Origin of the sequence: Companilactobacillus metriopterae (genome assembly GCF_004117915.1) — a bacterium.
In the GTDB taxonomy this organism is placed as follows: domain Bacteria; phylum Bacillota; class Bacilli; order Lactobacillales; family Lactobacillaceae; genus Companilactobacillus; species Companilactobacillus metriopterae.
In genome coordinates, this window is the sequence record NZ_RSTD01000001.1 from 171,139 (window position 1) to 190,740 (window position 19,602).

The 19,602-nt window shown below is 33.1% G+C and carries 24 protein-coding genes, 1 tRNA gene and 1 pseudogene; 19 read left to right on the top strand and 7 right to left on the bottom strand.

Annotation, left to right across the window (positions count from 1 at the left end):
• The first annotated feature begins 16 nt into the window (after positions 1–16).
• The gene (locus EKN01_RS00860) at positions 17–970 is read left to right on the top strand and encodes a diacylglycerol kinase (RefSeq protein WP_129044581.1); all 954 of its coding nucleotides are present in this window, start codon (positions 17–19) and stop codon (positions 968–970) included.
• A 39-nt stretch (positions 971–1,009) separates the two neighbouring features.
• Positions 1,010–2,368, top strand: a complete 1,359-nt coding sequence (gene rlmD / locus EKN01_RS00865) for a 23S rRNA (uracil(1939)-C(5))-methyltransferase RlmD (RefSeq protein WP_129044582.1) — start codon at positions 1,010–1,012, stop codon at positions 2,366–2,368.
• A 41-nt stretch (positions 2,369–2,409) separates the two neighbouring features.
• Here the strand turns inward: rlmD and EKN01_RS00870 are convergent, their stop codons facing one another.
• Both EKN01_RS00870 and EKN01_RS00875 read right to left on the bottom strand, forming a co-directional pair.
• A complete protein-coding gene (locus EKN01_RS00870; protein ID WP_241685220.1) occupies positions 2,410–3,279 on the bottom strand; it encodes an alpha/beta hydrolase in 870 nt (289 codons plus the stop codon).
• The gene (locus tag EKN01_RS00875) at positions 3,272–4,576 is read right to left on the bottom strand and encodes a PTS transporter subunit EIIC (RefSeq protein WP_129044583.1); all 1,305 of its coding nucleotides are present in this window, start codon (positions 4,574–4,576) and stop codon (positions 3,272–3,274) included. The genes EKN01_RS00870 and EKN01_RS00875 overlap by 8 nt, the downstream gene beginning before the upstream one ends.
• A gap of 175 nt (positions 4,577–4,751) precedes the next feature.
• On the opposite strand from EKN01_RS00875, the gene EKN01_RS00880 reads away from it, so the two are divergent.
• The gene (locus EKN01_RS00880; protein WP_129044584.1) at positions 4,752–5,864 is read left to right on the top strand and encodes a glycerate kinase; all 1,113 of its coding nucleotides are present in this window, start codon (positions 4,752–4,754) and stop codon (positions 5,862–5,864) included.
• A gap of 25 nt (positions 5,865–5,889) precedes the next feature.
• Here the strand turns inward: EKN01_RS00880 and EKN01_RS00885 are convergent, their stop codons facing one another.
• Positions 5,890–7,221: an APC family permease gene (locus EKN01_RS00885; protein WP_129044585.1), complete on the bottom strand. Its 1,332-nt coding sequence runs from the start codon at positions 7,219–7,221 to the stop codon at positions 5,890–5,892.
• Positions 7,222–7,336: 115 nt separating this feature from the next.
• On the opposite strand from EKN01_RS00885, the gene EKN01_RS00890 reads away from it, so the two are divergent.
• The 3 genes from EKN01_RS00890 to EKN01_RS00900 all read left to right on the top strand — a co-directional run bounded on the left by EKN01_RS00890 (position 7,337) and on the right by EKN01_RS00900 (position 9,663).
• Positions 7,337–8,335 (top strand): Gfo/Idh/MocA family protein, encoded by a 999-nt coding sequence (locus EKN01_RS00890; RefSeq protein WP_129044586.1) that lies wholly within the window; start codon positions 7,337–7,339, stop codon positions 8,333–8,335.
• A gap of 2 nt (positions 8,336–8,337) precedes the next feature.
• Positions 8,338–9,567 (top strand): DEAD/DEAH box helicase, encoded by a 1,230-nt coding sequence (locus EKN01_RS00895; RefSeq protein WP_241685221.1) that lies wholly within the window; start codon positions 8,338–8,340, stop codon positions 9,565–9,567.
• 22 nt (positions 9,568–9,589) lie between these two features.
• Positions 9,590–9,663 (top strand) — tRNA-Arg (locus tag EKN01_RS00900).
• Between the two features lie 269 nt (positions 9,664–9,932).
• Here the strand turns inward: EKN01_RS00900 and EKN01_RS07955 are convergent.
• Both EKN01_RS07955 and EKN01_RS00910 read right to left on the bottom strand, forming a co-directional pair.
• Positions 9,933–10,037, bottom strand: a pseudogene (locus tag EKN01_RS07955) (hypothetical protein); the annotation flags it as partial.
• Positions 10,038–10,042: 5 nt separating this feature from the next.
• Positions 10,043–10,444, bottom strand: a complete 402-nt coding sequence (locus EKN01_RS00910) for a tyrosine-type recombinase/integrase (protein WP_129044588.1) — start codon at positions 10,442–10,444, stop codon at positions 10,043–10,045.
• 419 nt (positions 10,445–10,863) lie between these two features.
• On the opposite strand from EKN01_RS00910, the gene EKN01_RS00915 reads away from it, so the two are divergent.
• From EKN01_RS00915 to EKN01_RS07995, 9 genes are all read left to right on the top strand, one after another.
• Positions 10,864–11,181, top strand: coding sequence for a peptidoglycan recognition protein family protein (locus EKN01_RS00915; RefSeq protein WP_164966337.1), 318 nt, complete (start codon positions 10,864–10,866; stop codon positions 11,179–11,181).
• Positions 11,182–11,342: 161 nt separating this feature from the next.
• A complete protein-coding gene (locus tag EKN01_RS00920) occupies positions 11,343–11,714 on the top strand; it encodes a hypothetical protein (protein WP_129044590.1) in 372 nt (123 codons plus the stop codon).
• Between the two features lie 376 nt (positions 11,715–12,090).
• The gene (locus EKN01_RS00925) at positions 12,091–12,441 is read left to right on the top strand and encodes a hypothetical protein (RefSeq protein ID WP_129044591.1); all 351 of its coding nucleotides are present in this window, start codon (positions 12,091–12,093) and stop codon (positions 12,439–12,441) included.
• 101 nt (positions 12,442–12,542) lie between these two features.
• Entirely contained in the window at positions 12,543–12,788 is a 246-nt protein-coding gene (locus EKN01_RS00930) for a GlsB/YeaQ/YmgE family stress response membrane protein (RefSeq protein ID WP_129044592.1), read from the top strand.
• 175 nt (positions 12,789–12,963) lie between these two features.
• Positions 12,964–13,137, top strand: a complete 174-nt coding sequence (locus EKN01_RS00940) for a CsbD family protein (protein ID WP_129044594.1) — start codon at positions 12,964–12,966, stop codon at positions 13,135–13,137.
• A gap of 138 nt (positions 13,138–13,275) precedes the next feature.
• Complete coding sequence (locus tag EKN01_RS00945; protein WP_129044595.1) at positions 13,276–14,568, top strand: M4 family metallopeptidase; 1,293 nt, start codon at positions 13,276–13,278, stop codon at positions 14,566–14,568.
• 87 nt (positions 14,569–14,655) lie between these two features.
• Complete coding sequence (locus EKN01_RS00950) at positions 14,656–14,841, top strand: helix-turn-helix domain-containing protein (RefSeq protein WP_129044596.1); 186 nt, start codon at positions 14,656–14,658, stop codon at positions 14,839–14,841.
• 12 nt (positions 14,842–14,853) lie between these two features.
• Complete coding sequence (locus EKN01_RS00955; protein WP_129044597.1) at positions 14,854–15,525, top strand: IS3 family transposase; 672 nt, start codon at positions 14,854–14,856, stop codon at positions 15,523–15,525.
• Positions 15,526–15,817: 292 nt separating this feature from the next.
• Positions 15,818–16,033, top strand: a complete 216-nt coding sequence (locus EKN01_RS07995) for an IS3 family transposase (RefSeq protein WP_129044598.1) — start codon at positions 15,818–15,820, stop codon at positions 16,031–16,033.
• A gap of 203 nt (positions 16,034–16,236) precedes the next feature.
• On the opposite strand, the gene EKN01_RS00965 is transcribed toward EKN01_RS07995, so the two are convergent.
• Positions 16,237–16,593: a winged helix-turn-helix transcriptional regulator gene (locus EKN01_RS00965; RefSeq protein ID WP_129044599.1), complete on the bottom strand. Its 357-nt coding sequence runs from the start codon at positions 16,591–16,593 to the stop codon at positions 16,237–16,239.
• A 93-nt stretch (positions 16,594–16,686) separates the two neighbouring features.
• Between EKN01_RS00965 and EKN01_RS00970 the strand changes: the two genes are divergently transcribed.
• The 4 genes from EKN01_RS00970 (at position 16,687) to EKN01_RS00985 (ending at position 18,297) form a co-directional block, all read left to right on the top strand.
• Positions 16,687–17,181: a lactoylglutathione lyase family protein gene (locus EKN01_RS00970; RefSeq protein ID WP_129044600.1), complete on the top strand. Its 495-nt coding sequence runs from the start codon at positions 16,687–16,689 to the stop codon at positions 17,179–17,181.
• A gap of 126 nt (positions 17,182–17,307) precedes the next feature.
• Positions 17,308–17,511 carry a helix-turn-helix transcriptional regulator gene (locus tag EKN01_RS00975; protein ID WP_099974356.1) on the top strand — a complete coding sequence of 68 codons (204 nt, stop codon included), beginning with the start codon at positions 17,308–17,310 and terminating at the stop codon, positions 17,509–17,511.
• Positions 17,504–17,977 carry a DUF6773 family protein gene (locus EKN01_RS00980; protein ID WP_099974357.1) on the top strand — a complete coding sequence of 158 codons (474 nt, stop codon included), beginning with the start codon at positions 17,504–17,506 and terminating at the stop codon, positions 17,975–17,977. Before EKN01_RS00975 ends, EKN01_RS00980 begins: the two co-directional genes overlap by 8 nt.
• Positions 17,978–18,009: 32 nt before the next feature.
• The gene (locus EKN01_RS00985; RefSeq protein WP_129044601.1) at positions 18,010–18,297 is read left to right on the top strand and encodes a hypothetical protein; all 288 of its coding nucleotides are present in this window, start codon (positions 18,010–18,012) and stop codon (positions 18,295–18,297) included.
• A gap of 40 nt (positions 18,298–18,337) precedes the next feature.
• Here the strand turns inward: EKN01_RS00985 and EKN01_RS00990 are convergent, their stop codons facing one another.
• Positions 18,338–19,360 (bottom strand): acyltransferase, encoded by a 1,023-nt coding sequence (locus tag EKN01_RS00990; RefSeq protein ID WP_164966339.1) that lies wholly within the window; start codon positions 19,358–19,360, stop codon positions 18,338–18,340.
• Positions 19,361–19,602: the final 242 nt, after the last annotated feature.

The window sequence follows — 19,602 nt, forward strand, 5'->3', positions numbered from 1 at the left end:
AGAGGGAACGCTATAAATGAGAGCCAGACTTATCTATAATCCAACCTCAGGCCATGAAACATTAAGAGAAAATGTTGGAGACATATTAAATATATTAGAAAAAGCCGGCTATGAAGCTAGCGCTTTTCGTACTACTCCAGAAGAAGACTCTGCTATGCATGAAGCACGACGTGTAGCAGAGGAAGGCTTTGATTTAATAATCGCAGCCGGAGGAGATGGTACAATAAATGAAGTAGTTAATGGTATTTCTCCATTGGAAAAACGCCCAGAAATTGCTATCATTCCCGCAGGTACAACTAACGATTTTGCCAGAGCTCTGAAAATTCCAAGAGATGACGTTGTAGAAGCTGCTAAGGTTATTTTGAAAAAGCAAAAGCTCCCAATTGATATCGGTCAAGCTGGTGATAAGTACTTTATGAATATCGCCGGTGGTGGCTCTATGACTGAATTGACTTATGAAGTTCCATCAGCCTATAAGTCTATCTTAGGATACTTGGCATACTTGCTGAAGGGTGCTGAACTATTGCCCAAAAATAGTCCTATCGATATGCACATTGAGTACGACGATGGTGTTTTCGATGGCAAAGCTACTCTTTTCTTGATAGGATTGACTAACTCAATTGGTGGTATGGAACAGATTGCTCCGGACTCTGTTATTGGAGATGGAACATTCTCGCTAATTATTGTTAAGGAAACAAATATTCGAGATCTAGTACATTTGATTGCATTGGTTATTAATGGTGGTCGACATGTTGATAATCCTAAAGTCATCTATACTAAGACAAAGAAATTATCTGTTAGGGCAAACAACGATAGCAAAATAATGATTAATCTTGATGGCGAATATGGTGGCGATGCCCCTATGGATCTAGTCAATTTACATAATCATTTAACTATCTATGCTAATATAGACTCAATGCCTGACAAGTCTATTCCAGAAAATGTAAATATAAAAAAAGAATCTGATTAAACAGTCCGAAGGGCTGTTTTTTCTTTCAAAAGGTGAAAAATGGATAAACCAAATTTTAAAAAAAATGACGAATTAGAATTAACAATTTCTGACCTTTCCTATGAAGGAAAAGGTGTTTCAAAGGTTGATAATTTCACATTATTCGTAGACAATGCACTACCTGGTGAAGTAGTCAAAGCCATAATCTTAAAAATGGGTAAGAGTTATGGATTTGCTAAAGCCACTGAAATTATAAAAAAATCTCCTGATCGTGTTGAAGATATTGATCGTATCTATACACAAACAGGAATTGCTCCACTAAGTCATTTGAAATATAGTGAGCAATTAAAATTCAAACAAAAACAAGTTAAGATTGATTTTGAAAAAATGGGTCTTGATGGTATCGAGGTCAATGACACTATAGGGATGGATAATCCACTTCACTATAGAAATAAAGCTCAAGTTCCTGTTCGTCAAATTGATGGAAAATTAACAACAGGATTCTACAGAAGAAACTCTCATGACCTTGTACCAATGGAAGATTTCTTAATTCAAGATCCTATAATTGATGAAGAAATAGTTCGTGTCCGCGACATTTTACGTAAATATAATGTTCGTGGATATGATGAAGCTACTCATAAAGGTCAGATAAGAACAATTATGATTCGTCGTGCATACTTTACAGGTCAAATTATGATTGTCCTTGTTAGTCGTGTCCAAGATATTTCTCACTATAAAGAAATTGCTGCCGACATTATGTCTAATAGTAATGTGAAGTCACTTTATATCAACGTCAATGAGAAGAAAACTAATGTTATTCTTGGTAAAAAAATGATGCTTCTTGCGGGATTACCATATATTGATGATGAAATTTTGGGTAAACATTTCCATATTTCACCTAACTCTTTCTATCAAGTAAATCCTACTCAAACACAAAAATTATATGATTTAGCTATTCAGAAAGCTCAACTAACAGGAACAGAAAATGTTGTTGATGCTTATTCTGGAATCGGTACTATTGGGCTATCATTAGCCGATAACGCCAAAGTTGTTACAGGCATTGAAGTTGTCAATGAAGCTGTCAAAGATGCTCGTGATAACGCTAAAATCAATAACATTAAGAATGCAGAGTTTGTCGTTGGTAAAACGGAAGATGTCCTAAATGAATGGGCAAAAGATAACAAAAAAATTGATGTGCTTCTAGTTGATCCACCACGTAAAGGATTGGCAAATTCTTTGATTAGTTCAATTACAAATATCAAACCTAAACGTATTGTTTATATCAGTTGTAATCCAGCAACATTAGCACGTGATTTACAACTACTTAGTGAAGATTATGATATTTCAGATGCAACACCAGTTGATATGTTCCCAATGACAAATCACATTGAGACAGTCATATCATTGAATTTAAAATAAAAAAAGCTAGCAACGGATAAATAAATCCGAAGCTAGCTTTTTTAATTATTAGAATTTAACTGTGGCTTTTTATTTTGTTCTGGATCAGTATTAGAACCATTATTCAAAATGTAGTGGTGGAACAATGATATGAATTGTTTGTTATCCAACATATCAGAATGTTCAGCGTCGCCACCAGTTAAAGTTATTAAAGTGTAACTCTTGATATTTCCTTCGTATATGTACTTACCACAATCCACACTTGCTAGTGGAACAATACCATCATCAGAGAATTTTTTGGTACCAGCAATTGATGTGTAAGTAATATTTTTAGGAATATTGTTTTTATATTTTATAAAGTCATTGAGCATTTGAGTTCGTTTTGTACTAGATGATTCCTCAAAATTGAATGGTGCACCAACAGTTTGGAACTGATTCAATGTTGATTCAGAGCTATCAAAATAGTGTTCTAGATAATATGTCCATATCAAACTACCATTTGAATGTCCAAACGCATTAAAGTTATTGAATTGATATCTTTTTTGAAGTGTATCAAAAGCAATTGAAAGCCACTTGGCTTGTTTTTTAATGTTGTTATATCCATCCTTGTTGTTCTCAAATCCGATAACAATAATAGGCCGGTTGTCACCATTTTTGATAGATCCTGAATAGGTTAACTTGTTATCAGTATGGACGGTAACTTCAAGTAAACTATGCTTTTGATTGTAAGTTTTGTTGACATTTTTTACTAGATCTTCAAATCTATTTGCTCTGGCACTACTACCAGGGATCATGATAATAGGAGAAAGAGGAGAGTTGAATTTGGAGGCAAGATGACTATTGTTTTGTCTAGTCCAAGAGAAAATAGGGATTCCCAACAATAGAATGATAATGAATGCCAAAGAGATATATTTTAGATTTTTTTTATTCAAGAGTATTCACCTCTGAATCTGTATAATCATTAATTTTATCGGCTAATTTAACAAATGGTATATAAATTAAAACAGAAATAATGAAAGTCAATATAGTAAATACCAAGGCTTGCCAACTACCGTTAGTTCCAATAAATGCATTTAAGAAACCTGGTGTTCCAACAGGTATCGGATAAACTGATGGTGGCATTAAGTGAATAACTAATCCCAATGCTGCAACTAACATACTGCAAATGGGAGCCAAGATCATAGGAACTATGAAGAGGGGGTTAAATAGCAATGGAAGTCCTACCATCATAGGAGCATCTATATTAAAAATACTTGGGACAATTGATACTTTAGAAATCTTGTTATAATTTTTATTTTTTGAAAATAGCATGATGGCTACAATTAAAGCTAAAACTGATCCTACGCCACCAAAAGAACCAAATGCATAATACAAAGTGTCGCCATTAAAAATATTAGGTGCACCCCATGCGCTGTGGTGAGAGAATGCATAATTTAAATTCTTTAGTACTGTAGAATCACCCATTCCAATTGGTTGAGTATAAAATCCACGCCAGCCAAGGAATGCAGCAATGATTGAAAAGAAACTAAGAAGGAGTGTCTTAAATAATTCTGCTAATTGGGATTTATTATTGATACTGTTGGTTATGAGATTACTAAACAAATTGGTGGAATTTAGAGATATCTCTATGAAAAAACTTACTAAACTAACTAATACAATGACTAATGTGACTGACCAAAATGAGTTAAGATAACGATTCAAAAGATCTTTGGAGCTATCTGAGGTTAATTTCTTGGAAGTTTTAGAGAAAATCCATCCAACAGCCATACCAACTATCAATGCAAATAATAATCCTCTAAGACCCAAAATATCAGGATTAAAGGATATAAGTCTATTATTTGGAAATGTGTACGAAAGTAACAGCAAACATACAAAACTAGTAGTACCCGCCATCTGACCATCACGATCAAAATGGCTAGCTGTGAAATTGGCAGATGAGAATGTAGCCATAAGCGAGATTATTCCGAGGGTTAACCCATAAATGAGATTTACTATACTATCGAAAGTTATAAGCCAATTGAAGTTATCTATTTGTGGGAAAAAAGTCATCAAAAGAGAACCTTTTTCTAAAAAAAGAATTTGCAAAAGCTTCAGGAAGCTTCCCAAAATAACAAAGGGTAATGTAGATAAAATTGACTTTCTAAATACTTTATAAATTAAAGTTTTTTGCAATTTGATCGTAATTGTAGCAATTGATTTCTCTAACTTGTTTGAAAATATAGCATCCATAAGGTTATCCTCCCAGTAATCAGTCTAACCTGATTATAATCCTAAAATCTAAAAAGGCACTAAGAATCACACTTTTTTGCCTTATTATATTTATGAATGTTGTAAATCGATTAACCCAGTGTTTAATTATATTTATGAGCTTGTATTAATCTTAAAATTCAGAGGGGATATCATCATGAAAATAATGACCGCAATTGATTCAATGAAAGGCTCGATGACTAGTATTGAATCAAATCAAATTATTAAAGATGTATTTGAAAATAATCAAACATCTGTTGCCAATTTTGCTATTGCTGATGGTGGTGAAGGGACAGTTGAAGCATTTGCTCAAAATCTTCATGGTGAAATCGTTTCTGTTGATTGTCATGATTTAAAGGGTGATAAAATTTCTGCAAGTTACTCGTGGATACCCGATCAAAAATTAGCTGTGATTGAATCTTCTGCTACATCAGGTATACAGTTTTTAGATAATACTGAGCAAACTCATCCTAGAATGACCAACAGTTATGGATTAGGAGAGCAGATATTAACCGCTGTTAATCATGGTGCTGATAAGATTATTATTGGTTTGGGTGGTACAGGGACTGTTGATGCTGGTCTAGGTATGATGTCTGCGTTAGGTGTTAAATTTTATGATGATAATTATTCTGAACTAGATCCTATTCCCAAAAACTTATGTTCTATTTCAAATGTAGATTCATCTGGTATTGATAATAATTTGAAAAACGTTGAATTTATTTTAGCTGCAGATGTTAAGAGTCCTATTACAGGGCCTACTGGTGCTGTCTATATGTTTGGTAAACAAAAAGGAATAACAGATTTAGAACTTTCAGAATATGAAAAAGATATGGAAAAATTTAGCAAATTATTATTAAACACTGAGGAATCACAACCAGGTGATGGCGCTGCTGGTGGGTTAGGTATGGCACTGAGAGTTATGCTAAATGCTGATATTGAACCAGGTTTAAATTTACTCGCAAAATACACACATCTAGAAGAAAAGATTGCACAAAGTGATTTGATAATAACTGGCGAAGGTAAAATGGATAATCAAAGTCTTCAGGGTAAAGTTCCGGTATCTATCGCTGCTTACGCCAAAAAACATGGGGTTCCTGTAATTGCTTTTGTGGGTTCATTTCAAGGGGACCGCGAACAATTTAGACAGACTGGAATTAATGCAATAGTCCCAATCGTTAAAGATATATCGACATTAGAGGAAGCAATTAAAAATGCAAAAAGTAACCTTAGAAATGCTGCTCAGATGACATTTGATTTGCTGAATATTTAAAATAAAAAAAGCTGACAATATATTGTCAGCTTTTTTTATTATATTTATGAATGTAGTAAACAGGTAACCCTAACAATGTAATTCCTATTCCTGTAAGACAAAGTACAGGTTGTCTGAATAAGGTAGAAATAAGAATAAATGCTCCACCTAAAATGGCAATAATAGGGGGAATGGGGTAGAAGTTTATCTTGTAAGGTCTTTCTAAATCAGGCTCTCTTTTTCTCAAGATAAATACCCCAAAGAATAACATCATTGAGAATATCCACATAACAAATACCAACATATCAGTTAGAAAATCAAATGATCCCATCAATATCATCAATACTGCAATGATTGTTTGAACAATACCTGCATTAACAGGAATCATAGTTTTCTTTGTAAGTTTTGAAAAGAACTTAGAAAAAATTAATTGGTCATCACTTCCTAATACGAAAGGTACACGAATACCAGTCATAGAGTAGCCATTAATAGAACCAAAAACAGATATTAAAATTCCAATAGTAACAATTTTTCCCCCGATGTTACCAAAAATTCTCACAGCAGCATCAGAAGCTGCGTTTTCATTTCCAGGAATCAAATTGAATGGCAAAAATTTTACGAATACAAAGTTAATAAAAACGTACACTAAGGTAATTAGGAATATACCGACAATAATAGATTTAGATAAATCTTTTTCAGGTTTTTTCATTTCACCAGCCATGTTACCAACGTTCATCCAACCATCAAAGGCAAACATTGTAGCTAATAATCCACCACCAAGGGATGACCAGAAATTAGAGTGTGATCCTGATGTAATAGGGAATAAAGAAAATTCATTTGTAGATTTAGTGAATAGTCCTACTACAATAATTAAAATAATAGGAATCAGTTTTGCAATGAGAGCAATTGATTGAATCGATCCGCTGACTCTAGCACCTAGTAAGGTAGTTGCAAATAAAAATACAGCAATAGCGATAGCTATTGGAACAGTCCATCGGCCATCAGTTATACCCAGTAAGTTAAGGGTTTGAGTAGCGAAGATGATTGAGAGTGCACTAATCCCTGCAGGGTAATAAATTACCGATTGTGCCCAACCTAGTAAAAATGCTGGAACTTTTCCATAAATATGTTCGATGTATTTAAAAATACCACCAGCAATTGGCAATGCTGTAGCAAGTTCAGCAACGGTTAATCCTGCGTTAATAGTGATGAAACCTGCCAATATCCAGACAAAAACAGTTAAACTAGCTGAAGCAGTTGCTTCTGTGACACTAGATATTTTGAAAAAGACACCTCCACCGATAACCAACCCCATTACGGTAGATAATGCATGAAAGAAACCAAGTTCTTTCTTTAGAAATTTTTGATTATTCTCCATATAATTGCTCCCAAAATTTTAATATATTTAATTATATGATATAAAGTGCTAATGCTGTATTGTTTTTTGTGGTAATTAATCATTTAAATAAGTAAAATATTAATGAGGTGATATTATGTTAAACTTAGGAATCATTGGAACCAACTGGATTACAAAGCAATTCATTGAAGCTTCAGATGAAACAAATAGCTTCAAGTTAACTCATATATATTCTAGAACTGAAGAAAAAGCAAAAGATTTTGCAGCTTCAGTTAACACATCTGACGCCAAAATTAGTACTGATTTGGAAGAATTCTTTAGTAGTGATGATTTTGATGTTGTCTATATAGCATCACCAAATTCATTGCACTATTCACAATCAAAACTAGCAATGGAACATGGTAAACATGTAATTGTAGAAAAACCTTCGACTGCCAATATTCGTGAATTTACTATTCTTGAAGAAACAGCTAAATCAAATAATGTTTATTTCTTAGAGGCAGCTAGACATATACATGAACCAATTTTTAAGAGTGCTGAAAAATATGTGAATGAGAACCGCTCTGAATTAACTGGTGGAACATTCTCATATATGAAGTACTCTAGTAAGTATGATGATTTCTTGGCAAAGAAAATTCCTAACGTATTTACTACTAAGTTCTCAGGTGGAGCACTGTATGATTTAGGCGTTTATGCAGTTTATGATGCCGTTGTATTGCTTGGCCGACCAGATAAAATCAATTACGATGCGGAAATCTTAGAAGGTGGAATCGACGGTAGCGGAGTGCTTACACTTAGCTATCCTGATTTTGATGCTAACTTAATCGTTGGTAAGACAAAGAATTCTCATATACCATCAGAAGTTTATTTTGGTAAAAAGACATTATTGTTAATGGATAATGGTGGAGATATCACCAATGTTACATTGGTAAATGGCAACAGTGAAGATCTAATTAGTAATGAAAAGAGTTCTAACCCTATGGATGCAGAAGCAGTTGAATTTGCCAGAATTATTGAAGAAAAAGATCAAGCTGCATTTGAAAAATTACTAGGTTATGCTCGTACAGTTAATAAATTACTAGAACAAGCCAGAATTACTGCAGGAATTATATTTGAATCAGATAAGGAATATTAAAATTGGAAATACCTACAAAATTCCAAAATTATTTCAAACAGAATAATTTTGAAAAAATGACAACTATTCAAGAGACGGTTTTCGAACCCTTTATTAATGGTGAAGATTTTGTTGCTATGGCACCCACGGGTTCAGGGAAAACTCTGGCTTTTGCTATGCCAATACTTCAAAATATTACACCGAATGATGGACTTCAAGTTGTTATTTTGGAACCATCACAGGAACTCGCAGTACAAGTCCGAAATGTTATTGCTCCTTTAGCTAAAGAGTTTGGCTGCAAGGTACAATCAATTACAGGTGGAGCCAATCCTAAACGTCAACTGGACAAACTAAAAGAAAAGCCAGAGATTATTGTAGCTACTTTAGGTCGTTTAGATGCTCTAGTTAAAGCAAAAAAAATTAAGTTGGCTACAGTTCAGACTGTTGTTGTTGATGAAGCAGATGAAATGTTGAACAGTACTAAACTTCAGTCAGTACGTGAGTTACTTTCTGATATGCCTGAGGATATACAATTGACATTTTTCTCAGCCACTGCCAATGACATATTTAATGATATGAAGAAATGGTTTGGCGTTGATTTTAATGTAATCGATCAAAGAAGTGACGAAAGTTATACCACTGGGATTAAGCATTATTTTATTAACACAACTGATGATGGCATGAAGGATATGCTTATTCGTCAAATGGCACATAATAGAAAGTTCCTAGGTATGGTTTTCTTCAATAATTCTCGATCTTTACACAAAGTGATAAGTAGTTTGGATCACAATAAAACCAATTTTGTAGCTTTAGATAGTAAGATGTCCTCACAGTCTAGAAAAGAAGCACTACAATTATTTACAAGTAAAAAAGTAAATTTGATGTTAACTACAGATGTTGCCGCACGAGGTATGGACATCAGTAACGTAACTAATGTCGTTAACTATATGGTTCCTAGAGATAAAAATGAGTATACTCATCGTGCAGGTAGAACTGGTCGTATGGGTAAAGAAGGTAGCGTTGTTACATTTGGTAACACTCATGATTATCGTAATTTAAAGAGTTATACAGATTCTGAGATAGAAAAAGTATTCTTGAACGCTGATGGCTCGTTTAGTGATAAAGAAACATATAACAAAAAACGTAAGAAACGTTCTGAAAATTCTAAAGGTGATAAACCTAAGACAAAGAAGCGCTTGCGTGATCAGAAGAATAAAGGTAAACGTCGAAAACCATCGACAGAATCAAAGTGATAAAGTATTCACTTTGTTACTTGGTCCCTTGGCTCAGTAGGATAGAGCAACTGCCTCCTAAGCAGTAGGTCCCCGGTTCGATTCCGGGAGGGATCATCTATACGTGTTTTATAGAGATTGTGTAAATAATTGATTTCACCAATAAATGCTGACATTACAGCGTTTATGTCTGATGTGTAATTTGTAAACGGTTGGTAAAAAAGTAGAAATTTTGCACATCTTTTGCACACTTCTGACCACAAAAAAACAACCTTTCTATCCGAATAGTGAGGTCGTTTTTTTGCTTCAATATCTTTTCTATCTTGAAGTAAATGAACATATACTTTACTGGTTATAGAAGTGTCGGCATGGCCTAATCGTTTGGCAATATATTCAATACTGATACCGTTAGCGATCAGTATAGAGGCATGAGTATGTCTTAATCCATGAAACGTTATTAGGTTAGTTATTTTTAGATTGTTTTTTAATATGGACTTTAAAGCCTTATTAACGGAACGGCATTATCAGTAGGAATTTTGTGTCGATTGTTTGGAAATACTAAATTATGTTTGTTTATGTATCCCTGATTTAAGAAAAGTTTGAATTGCATTAACTTGAGTCTTTTGAGCATATCTAATGTTTTTATGTCGACGTCAATAATACGGTTCGATGACTCTGTTTTCTTTTTTTTGAAACCGGAACGTGTTTGATAATCGTATTGTTTATTAATTTTCAATGTGTGATTCTTAAAATCAATGTCATTCCACGTAAGGCCAACTACTTCACCATATCTCATACCGGTCGTAATTGCTAAAGCTATCTCAAATTTATTGACATAAAATAGATTTGCTGTTTCCATGCAGTAAGATCTAAGCTTTTCTGCTTCTTTTTGTTCCAAGTATTTAATCTTAATTTCTCTTGATTTGCCGGTTATTTCAACATTGCGAGTGAAGTCCTTATAAATTATTTATTCTTCAAGTGCATCTCTTATTGACGATCTTATATAACTATTTTAAAAGAGAGAATTGAAGTGAACCCCAAAAGTGGGAGTGAATTTTATTAAATATGTCTGATCACAATTGTGTGATTAGGCATATTTTTTCGCATTTCAATTGGAGTTAGCCAGTTGTTAGACTGTCTAATTTGCTTGTAATTGTAATAATTTACCCAGCTGGATATTGCTCGTTCCAGTTTCCTTTGTGTTTCGTATTTATGATTTAAAACTGTACCGATCTTCAACTGCTTGTTGCAGTAAGTCTTTTTATTTATCCAAATGAAGCTAAAGCAGATAACTTCAATATTAATTATGATTATCAGTTGGGCACCTATGAAGGTGACAGCAGAACTGCCTATTCGTGGTATATAGTTCTTCACGAATCTGGAAACCAAAACGATATTTATGATCCAAATGCTGTATTGCATGAAGTTCAATATATGAAGAACAACTATAATAACGCATATTCAACATTTTTTGTTGGAGGTGAGGGCCAGGTCTATCAAATAGGTGAGCCAGGGTACGTTGCTTGGGCAGCGTTGAGTGGTAATCCATATTCCCCCGTTCAAATTGAACTAGCCAGAACTGCAGATAAAGCGACATTTAATAATGATTATAGAACCTATATAAACTTGGCATAGGTTCTATGCAAACCAATATGTTATTCCACTTAAGTTAGATGAAGGTTATGCTGGAACTAAAGGTATAAAAGATTACTAATAACTATTGTGGTTATCATCAAGACCCTTATGGTTATCTTTCAAGTTGGGGGATCACTCGTCAACAATTATCGCATGATTTGATGTATGGCTTAGACGAATCTCAACCAACAGTCCGCAGAGACGTTGTTACGTTCAAAAACGGACCAGCAACTGGAATTGCTGCATGGAATTCTAAAGGTAAAATCGTTCCTAGTTCCAACTCAACGTTTAGAAATGAGACTTCATGGAAAACCACAAACATCAAACTGATTAACGGTTTACCAATGTACCAGGTCTCGACAGATGAATATATTCCTAAGAAGTACACTGACCAAGCAGGAATTATCACGATCAACGCTATTGCTGGTATTAAAGCTATCAACAGTAAGGGCGAAGAGTACAAAGGCAGTGAAAAGACGTTCACTGACCAATCAAAATGGCTCTCTGATGATAAAGAGCGTGCGCGTAATTAATGGTAGATTATGTTTCCAAGTATCTACTGACCAGTACATCGACGCCTTCTACACGATTGGCGGTGAAAATATTCAATATTATCTATTTAATAAAGTGATATTATTTTAATGGTAAAACTTGATTAATCATGTTATCTTTTTAAATGGTAATAAAACTCATAATTCCAACAAAAAAGGACCTATACATTAATTTGTATGGGTCTTTTTTTGTAAATTGAAATATATTAATTCCGTTTATCTGTTCTTGTAAAAATTAATTAATATTATTTGACTAAAAAATCTGGAACATGTTATTTCTCAAAATATAAAGTTGAAGGTAGATGTTTTATTATGAAAAATAAATTTATTAATTTCTAGTCTATCGATATTTTTGCTTTTGGGAGATACTGCAAGTGTAACAAGTGTTGCGAAGGCGTCAAATGAAAATATTAATAATGAAACAGTGTCATTCAATAACTCAATTGAACCATTGACTAATACAGATATAAGTACTGTGATTTTGGTTAACAATCCATTAGGAGCCAGACTTTATGATTCTGAAGGTAAATTAGTAACTAATCGTCGATTAGGTTCTTGGACAAGCTGGTATACAGATAAAAAACGTGTGGCAAACAAAAATAGTAACGTAAGTAATTCAATTTGGAAGGGTGTATACTATAGAGTTTCCACAAACGAGTATGTTCGAGCTTACGATGTTGTTAATCCTTTATATAATCAACCTAGATAAAACAATTGTGGTATTGACGCAAAATTCATTAATTCAAGTTTGATTATTTTTATAATTTTTTTGTGGTAGTGCATTCAAATATTAATAAAAGGAGGGATTTTATGCATTGGTTATGGGCTTTGATTGTAGGATCGATTATTGGTGCAATTGCCGGATCGGTTACCAATAAAGGAGAATCTATGGGATGGATTGCTAATATAATGGCTGGTGTTGTGGGGTCATTCATTGGAGAAGGAATATTGGGATCATGGGGTCCACAACTTGCTGGAATGGCAATTGTTCCATCTTTAGTAGGTGCAGTTATTCTCGTATTGTTTGTATCTTTTGTATTAAGAAAAAGAGCTTGAGGAGGATCACATCATGGGTATTAAAGAATGTTTTTACTTTTATGGCTGTTAGTACATTGATTGTCGGAGGAGTACTTATAGGAGGAACTGTTGTTGCTGCTAAAGGTATAGATAAAGCTGGAGATAAATTACAAAAAAAGGTTCATTAGAAATATATTTAAAAGGAGATATTAATATGAGTGTTGATAGCAAAAAAGATATGATTAAAGGAAAAACCAATGAGACAGTTGGAAAAGCAACTGACGATAATAAGAAAGAACTAAAAGGTAAGATTCAAGAAAAAGTTGAACAAGCCAAAGAAAAAGCTGATAAGGTTGCTGAAAAAATTAACAAAAAGTCTGAAAAGTAATATCGAATTAACCACATCTTTTAAATTAGATGTTTTTTTTTATTATCTAAATTTAAATATTTATAAAAAAAGTTGACAAAAAATAATGATTATTTTATAGTGAAAAGGTTCACAAAAACATATGGAGGATTCAAACTTATGAAAAAAAATTTTTTAGTTTCTATATTCGCCACATTGCTTTTGATAGGTGGAATAGGTACTACAACTGTTAAGGCTACAAGTGCCTTAAATGAAGGGGATATTCCTTTAGTAGAACCATCAAAATTAAATAAAGTAAAAAATAATAATGTTACTAAAGATTTACCAGATGGAATAACTGAAAATGATGTAGTTGGAGTTATTGGAACGGGTAAAGATATGTATGGTAATGACGTTCAGTTGAATCTGTCTAAAGATTTATTTGGAAATTATTACTTTGACGATCAGACTAATAATACTAGAATTCAAGTTTCAAATTACAAGAATATGGGATCATTATATACAAAAGATAACCAGGTATCTCTAATTTTTCAACTATTTGGTGTATCAGATGCATACCCTGATTTAAATGATAGTAACAAAAAAAGAGGTTTAGTTATCTCAAAATCAACTACCGTAAATGATCCTAGTGCCGTTGAATTATATAAAAAGGCGAAGGAAAGTCTTAAATATTACAAAGACACATTTAATTATAAAGGCACGCATAATAATGGAAAGAAGAACAGACTTGCATTAGTTGTGGATGCTTCAAATGAAAACAATTGGTTCAATGCTCAGATGGTACCTTCAGTGGTCGATGAAGGTACAGCTATTATAACTGGTATTGGTGGAGAGACATCTGAACAAACATCTTCATCTGGAGAAAAGTGGATTGGTTATGGTGAAAATTTTGCGAAATCAGAAACAACAGTTGCTCATGAATATGCACACATAATTGCAAAAAACTTAATGAATGACAATGCGTCAAATAATGAAGTTTCAGCAGGTAAAGAAGCCATTGCAGATATGTTTGCTGCGAGTCAAACAAGAAAATGGAATGTAATGGATGGAACACATACTAATAAAGAAAATTGGGAAATTGGTAGGGATTTAGCTGATCCTTCGAGTCATATTGATGCCTTTAGTGGTTTACCATTTCCTGATAAGTATTCTGACTTAGCAAATGCTAACTATGATCCTCATAATATGGGTACCGTAGTTGGGAAAGCTTATTACCTATTAACAGAAGGTGAAAAGTTTAATGGCTATGATGTAAAAGGTATCGGATTTAAAAATTCTGAACAATTACTATATAAGGCTGTTAGTTATTTAGGTCATGAGGTACCTTATACTGGTTTTTCGTCAATAAGACAAGCTTTTGAAAAAGCAGCAGCGGATAATTATCCTGAATATATACAAAATATTCAGGATGCATTTAACGCTACAGAGATTCCATCAAGCAGCAATAACTAAAAAATAATAGTTTATCGTTACTCAATAATAAACCCTTACTGAACTGAACCCCTTGAGTTGGAGAAATCCAATTCAAGGGATTTTTCTATGGCTAAATATAATATTGAAACAAAAATTGAAGCAATCAAACTTTATAAGAATGGCATGGATTCTACTACAATTTCTCGTAAATTCGGTATATCTAAAAATGGTACGATTCTAAATTGGATTCGTTTATGGGAGAAACATGGATTAGACGGAATCACCAGAACAAAGAGATTGCCAAGATACTAACCTTCCTTCAAAATGAAAGTAATTACTTGGTTAGTAAAGAACAATGCCTCATATCCACAAGCAGCTGATTATTTTAATATTTCCAATCAAGGAACTGTTTGGCAATGGAAACGTCAATACGACCTTTATGGATATAGCATCTTCTCTGACCACAGGAAGAGAGTTAAGATAATGGCCGACAAAAAGAACTTAACGCCTTCAGAAGAAAATAAACAACTTAAGAAACGCCTTGAATATTTAGAAGCAGAAAAATGCCTATCTAAAAAATTTAAAGGCCGTAATGGATCGAACAGAGAAAAAGCCGAAGCGATAGATTCACTGCGGCCTGACTATAGGTTGTCGATGTTGCTTGAAATTGCAGGAATGAGTTCAAGTAGCTACTTTGATGCACGTAAAAGAAACTATGGTTCTCAATATGATACTGATGATTTTATAGTTGAAGACATCAAGTCATTGAGAGCAGAAAATAAGGAAGCTGAAAGCCTAGGATATCGTCCATTGACAATCAAGGTAAACACGTTGCGAAATAGTCGTAATGAATCACCGGTCAACCACAAAAGAATCCTAAGGATAATGCGACAAATGGACTGCTCAGCCATGCTTACAAGAAGAAAGTTGCTAATTATAACAGCTATGAAGGAAGTAAAGGCAGAGAACGAAAGAATCATATCATACGTAGGTTAATAACTGACAGACCTTTACAAAAATTGGAACGGACGTCACATAAGCAAGATGGGGAACGCAAACAACCGACGAAAGAATATACATTTCTGTTTTCACAGACTTTTATTCTGGAGAGATACTGTCATACAGCACCTCACTTCATCCAAATACGGAGTTCATCTTAGAATCGCTTGGGCCAGTTATAGAAATGACCAAAGATACACCATATGTAACCAATATCAGTCTGGAAAATATCAAAACTAATTGAAGAAAAATAATATAAGACAGAGTATGTCGAGAAAATCTTCTCCTTGTGATAACGTCCCCAACTGAGAGCCTAATACATCAGTTGAAGATCGGTACAGTTTTAAATCATAAATACGAAACACAAAGGAAACTGGAACGAGCAATATCCAGCTGGGTAAATTATTACAATTACAAGCAAATTAGACAGTCTAACAACTGGCTAACTCCAATTGAAATGCGAAAAAATATGCCTAATCACACAATTGTGATCAGACATATTTAATAAAATTCACTCCCACTTTTTGGGGTTCACTTCATACTCAAATCGAATAGGGACTTTTTTATACATTTTCACTTATAAAAATTAAGAAAAATTCAAAGCTCTGCACACTTTTCGCACACTTATGTGTTACAAATGCTTATGCAGAAGTATTGTTGATTCAGGGAGGGATAATAAAAAAACTCTATACATTTGTATACATGTTTTTAATTTATAGAGTCTTGTAAATTAAATTCATTTCCTAATTTATTCATATATTCAATATGACCTTCGCCCCACTTGCAAAGAACTAACATAATGTCTTTCAAGTTCTCACCATATTCAGTGAATTTGTACTCTACTTGTGGAATTTTTTCGTCAAATCTCTCTTTGTAAAGAATTCCATCTTCAATTAGTTGACGCAATTGTTCAGTTAAAACTTTTTGTGAAATTTCAGGAATTTCATTAAGTAGTTGTCCATTTCTATTGATTCCTACTCCAATGTAGCAAAGAATTAGAGGCTTCCATTTTTCAGCAATAACGTCTAAAGATGCTTCTATTCCAATATGATATTTCTTTTTCATTTATTAGGCCTGCTTACTTGAAAGTGCGTACTGTTTTTTTTGATATTGAAAATATACACTAATTTTATTCACAATAAAAGGAGAATGAAACTAATGAAAAGATATCCAGTTAATTTTTCACATGTTGGACTTTCAGTACCTGACATAAATAAAGCTGTAAAATTCTATACAGAGGTTATGGGTTGGTACGTAATCATGGAACCTACTGATGTAACAGAAGATAACTCTGCAATTGGTGTAATGTCGACAGAAGTATTTGGCGAAAATTGGGGAAGTTATAAGATTGCTCACCTATCAACTGGTGACGGAATCGGCATTGAAATCTTTGAATTTAATAATAATGAAGATCCAGATAATAACTTCAAATATTGGGAAACAGGAATATTCCATTATGCAGTCCAAGATCCTAATATTGAAGAGTTAGTTGAAAAAATCAAAGAGCATGGTGGCAAGCAAAGAATGCCAATCAAGGAATACTATCCAGGAGAAAAGCCATACAAAATGGTTTATATGGAAGATCCATTTGGTAATCTCGTAGAGATTTACACTCACTCATATGAGCTAACTTATTCATATGGTGATTATTAAAATAGTCTATATATATTTTTAAAAACACTTTTAGTTAATAAAAGTGTTTTTTATTTTGTTGACAATCGACTAATGTGAGTTATAATTTACAAAAAGACATATATATCTTACATACGGGGAGGGCAAATGAAAAACAAGAAAATGAAAATAGCACGATTAGAAAAAGATTTAAATCAAAATGATTTGGCAAGTATAGTTGGAGTTACACGTCAAACCATAGGATTGATTGAGTCGGGAGACTATAATCCTAGCTTGAATTTGTGCATTGCAATTTGTAAGGCACTTGATAGAACACTAGATGAACTATTTTGGGGGAATGATAATGATTAAGAAAATAGATGAACGAGTAAAATTATTTCAGGGTAAGGTTTCAGGAGAAGTGCTGTCTATATTGTTAGCTTTTCTCGTAATTGATATTTTTTATAAGTCTTTTTTTACAAACTTTGAATTTCAAAGCTATATATCTGAACTATATATGTTACTAGGCGTTACGTTATATATTATTATTCGTTATTTGATTGCTGGGAATGATCTAATTCAGGTTAAAGGTAGTTATATATTTGGGGGAATTTTTATAACCAGTATTTTAGTGACAGCTATTGGTGGCATTAGCAGTTATTCAAAGTATCACTCTTTTTATATTCAAAATAACTTCTCAACATTTTGGTTCGTTTTAGGCATCATGTTCTTAAGTTCATTTATATTAACGGGTATAATCTTCACGTTAGTTTACGTTATAAATAATAGACGACAAAAACAAATTGATAAGAAACTAGATATTGAAGAAAACGATTAGTAGGTTATCATTAACATTGCGGGGGTAATGTTATGAAATTAAAAACTATTAGATGTATTGCATCGGGACTCATATTGATAACCTTTTTTAGTGGAATGTATCTTAATGATAAGAATATTTTAAGTTCAGGTGCTTTATCTTTAATTATAGCTTCATTAAATTTAATTATAATTTTGGGGTTTTATGCTATAAGTAAAACTCCAAAATACAAGGATCAACCAACTCAAGCAGTCAGCAAAGCTATCGTAATACCTCTTATAGTTATTCTGGCAATCATGATGTTGTTACCACTTATAATTCAATTTTTAATTGTTATATAGTAAACGAAAAGGATGATCTCAATTTGAGACCATCCTTTTTTTATACGAGTATCTTATTAATAATAGGTATTTTACTTAGAATAAATGCTACTGCTGTTGAAATGACGAGGGTAACTACAAATATCCATAGGAAATCATTTGGATGAACGAATAATAAAACAATTTCAATAACTATTCCATGTATTAAGTAAATTCCGTAACTCAGAGGAGCTACCAATTTACCTGTACTTCTCATCCAATTAGGATAGGAGTCTTCCAATGATTGGAAATATAAAAAGATCTCCATAGATGCAAGCAAGACAAGTGGATCTTGTTCAACACTAACCGTTGCAAAGTTTAACTCTGGATAAAGAAATTTAAAGAAGTTTTCGTATACGATCAGTACCATTAGCATCAAACTAATAACTAAATGCGAGTTACCTTGAAAATAAGTGTTTTTAAGCTTTGATAGCCGATATCCCAGTAGGAAGTAACCAAGCAGTGGACTTCCGAAAGTATATATATGGAAGTATTTGCTAATATCTTTTGGTAATGAACTGGAGAAGAACGGAATTAGGATAAAAATTATTAGCCATAACCATAATATATAGTCTAAAGTTTTCATACTTATATTATCTATGGCAGCTTTTAAAAATGGAGAAATTAGATAAAAGGCTATCAAGGGATAGACAAACCAATACGCTGGAGTAACCGGTTTTGTTAAAATCAGCCAAAAACTATGCCAAAAATCTGTAACACCAAAATGATGATCGATTTGCATAGTGGTCCATAATGTTGCAATTGACCAAATTAAAAATGGGATTACTAGTCTAGGTATTCTTTTTAAGAATAGGTAAGTAAGACTTTTTGTTCGTGGACTATTAAGAATTAAAGCACCACTGACCATCAAGAAAATAGGGACGGATGGTAGCGATATACTAATGAATGTATTTGCCAACATCCAGTTAGTAATAAAGGAAGGATGGGACCACTGATTTGATCCAGCGTGAGCCATGATAACACCAGACATAGCTAGAATTTTTAAAATATCAAAGTAAGTGACTCGATGATTTCGTTCTCTCACGCCTATTACCCCCATGCTATAAGTTAATATTCAAATTATGGGACAAAAAAGTTAAGAACTAGTTAAATGTTAAGAATTCCTTAAGATGGCATTTCTAGCAAGCTGACGCCGTGTAACCGCCTTAAAATCGGGTTTTTCCAGTACTCCATTTGATAGTGTCCCGTTTATTTGTTAGCATTTTAGTTATAGATTTTTACAAATGAAATCAAAATTTTCATGTAAAAAATTTAGTGGGAGGATTT

Coding starts and splice junctions, on each gene's coding strand:
- EKN01_RS00890 (WP_129044586.1), top strand. CDS start 7,337: ATGTTAAACTTAGGAATCATTGGAACCAACTGGATTACAAAGCAATTC.
- EKN01_RS00880 (WP_129044584.1), top strand. CDS start 4,752: ATGAAAATAATGACCGCAATTGATTCAATGAAAGGCTCGATGACTAGT.
- EKN01_RS00860 (WP_129044581.1), top strand. CDS start 17: ATGAGAGCCAGACTTATCTATAATCCAACCTCAGGCCATGAAACATTA.
- EKN01_RS00985 (WP_129044601.1), top strand. CDS start 18,010: ATGAAATTAAAAACTATTAGATGTATTGCATCGGGACTCATATTGATA.
- rlmD (WP_129044582.1), top strand. CDS start 1,010: ATGGATAAACCAAATTTTAAAAAAAATGACGAATTAGAATTAACAATT.
- EKN01_RS00940 (WP_129044594.1), top strand. CDS start 12,964: ATGAGTGTTGATAGCAAAAAAGATATGATTAAAGGAAAAACCAATGAG.
- EKN01_RS00875 (WP_129044583.1), bottom strand. CDS start 4,576: ATGGATGCTATATTTTCAAACAAGTTAGAGAAATCAATTGCTACAATT.
- EKN01_RS00945 (WP_129044595.1), top strand. CDS start 13,276: ATGAAAAAAAATTTTTTAGTTTCTATATTCGCCACATTGCTTTTGATA.
- EKN01_RS00975 (WP_099974356.1), top strand. CDS start 17,308: ATGAAAAACAAGAAAATGAAAATAGCACGATTAGAAAAAGATTTAAAT.
- EKN01_RS00965 (WP_129044599.1), bottom strand. CDS start 16,593: ATGAAAAAGAAATATCATATTGGAATAGAAGCATCTTTAGACGTTATT.
- EKN01_RS00920 (WP_129044590.1), top strand. CDS start 11,343: ATGTATGGCTTAGACGAATCTCAACCAACAGTCCGCAGAGACGTTGTT.
- EKN01_RS00955 (WP_129044597.1), top strand. CDS start 14,854: ATGAAAGTAATTACTTGGTTAGTAAAGAACAATGCCTCATATCCACAA.
- EKN01_RS00980 (WP_099974357.1), top strand. CDS start 17,504: ATGATTAAGAAAATAGATGAACGAGTAAAATTATTTCAGGGTAAGGTT.
- EKN01_RS00930 (WP_129044592.1), top strand. CDS start 12,543: ATGCATTGGTTATGGGCTTTGATTGTAGGATCGATTATTGGTGCAATT.
- EKN01_RS00970 (WP_129044600.1), top strand. CDS start 16,687: ATGAAAAGATATCCAGTTAATTTTTCACATGTTGGACTTTCAGTACCT.
- EKN01_RS00950 (WP_129044596.1), top strand. CDS start 14,656: ATGGCTAAATATAATATTGAAACAAAAATTGAAGCAATCAAACTTTAT.
- EKN01_RS00885 (WP_129044585.1), bottom strand. CDS start 7,221: ATGGAGAATAATCAAAAATTTCTAAAGAAAGAACTTGGTTTCTTTCAT.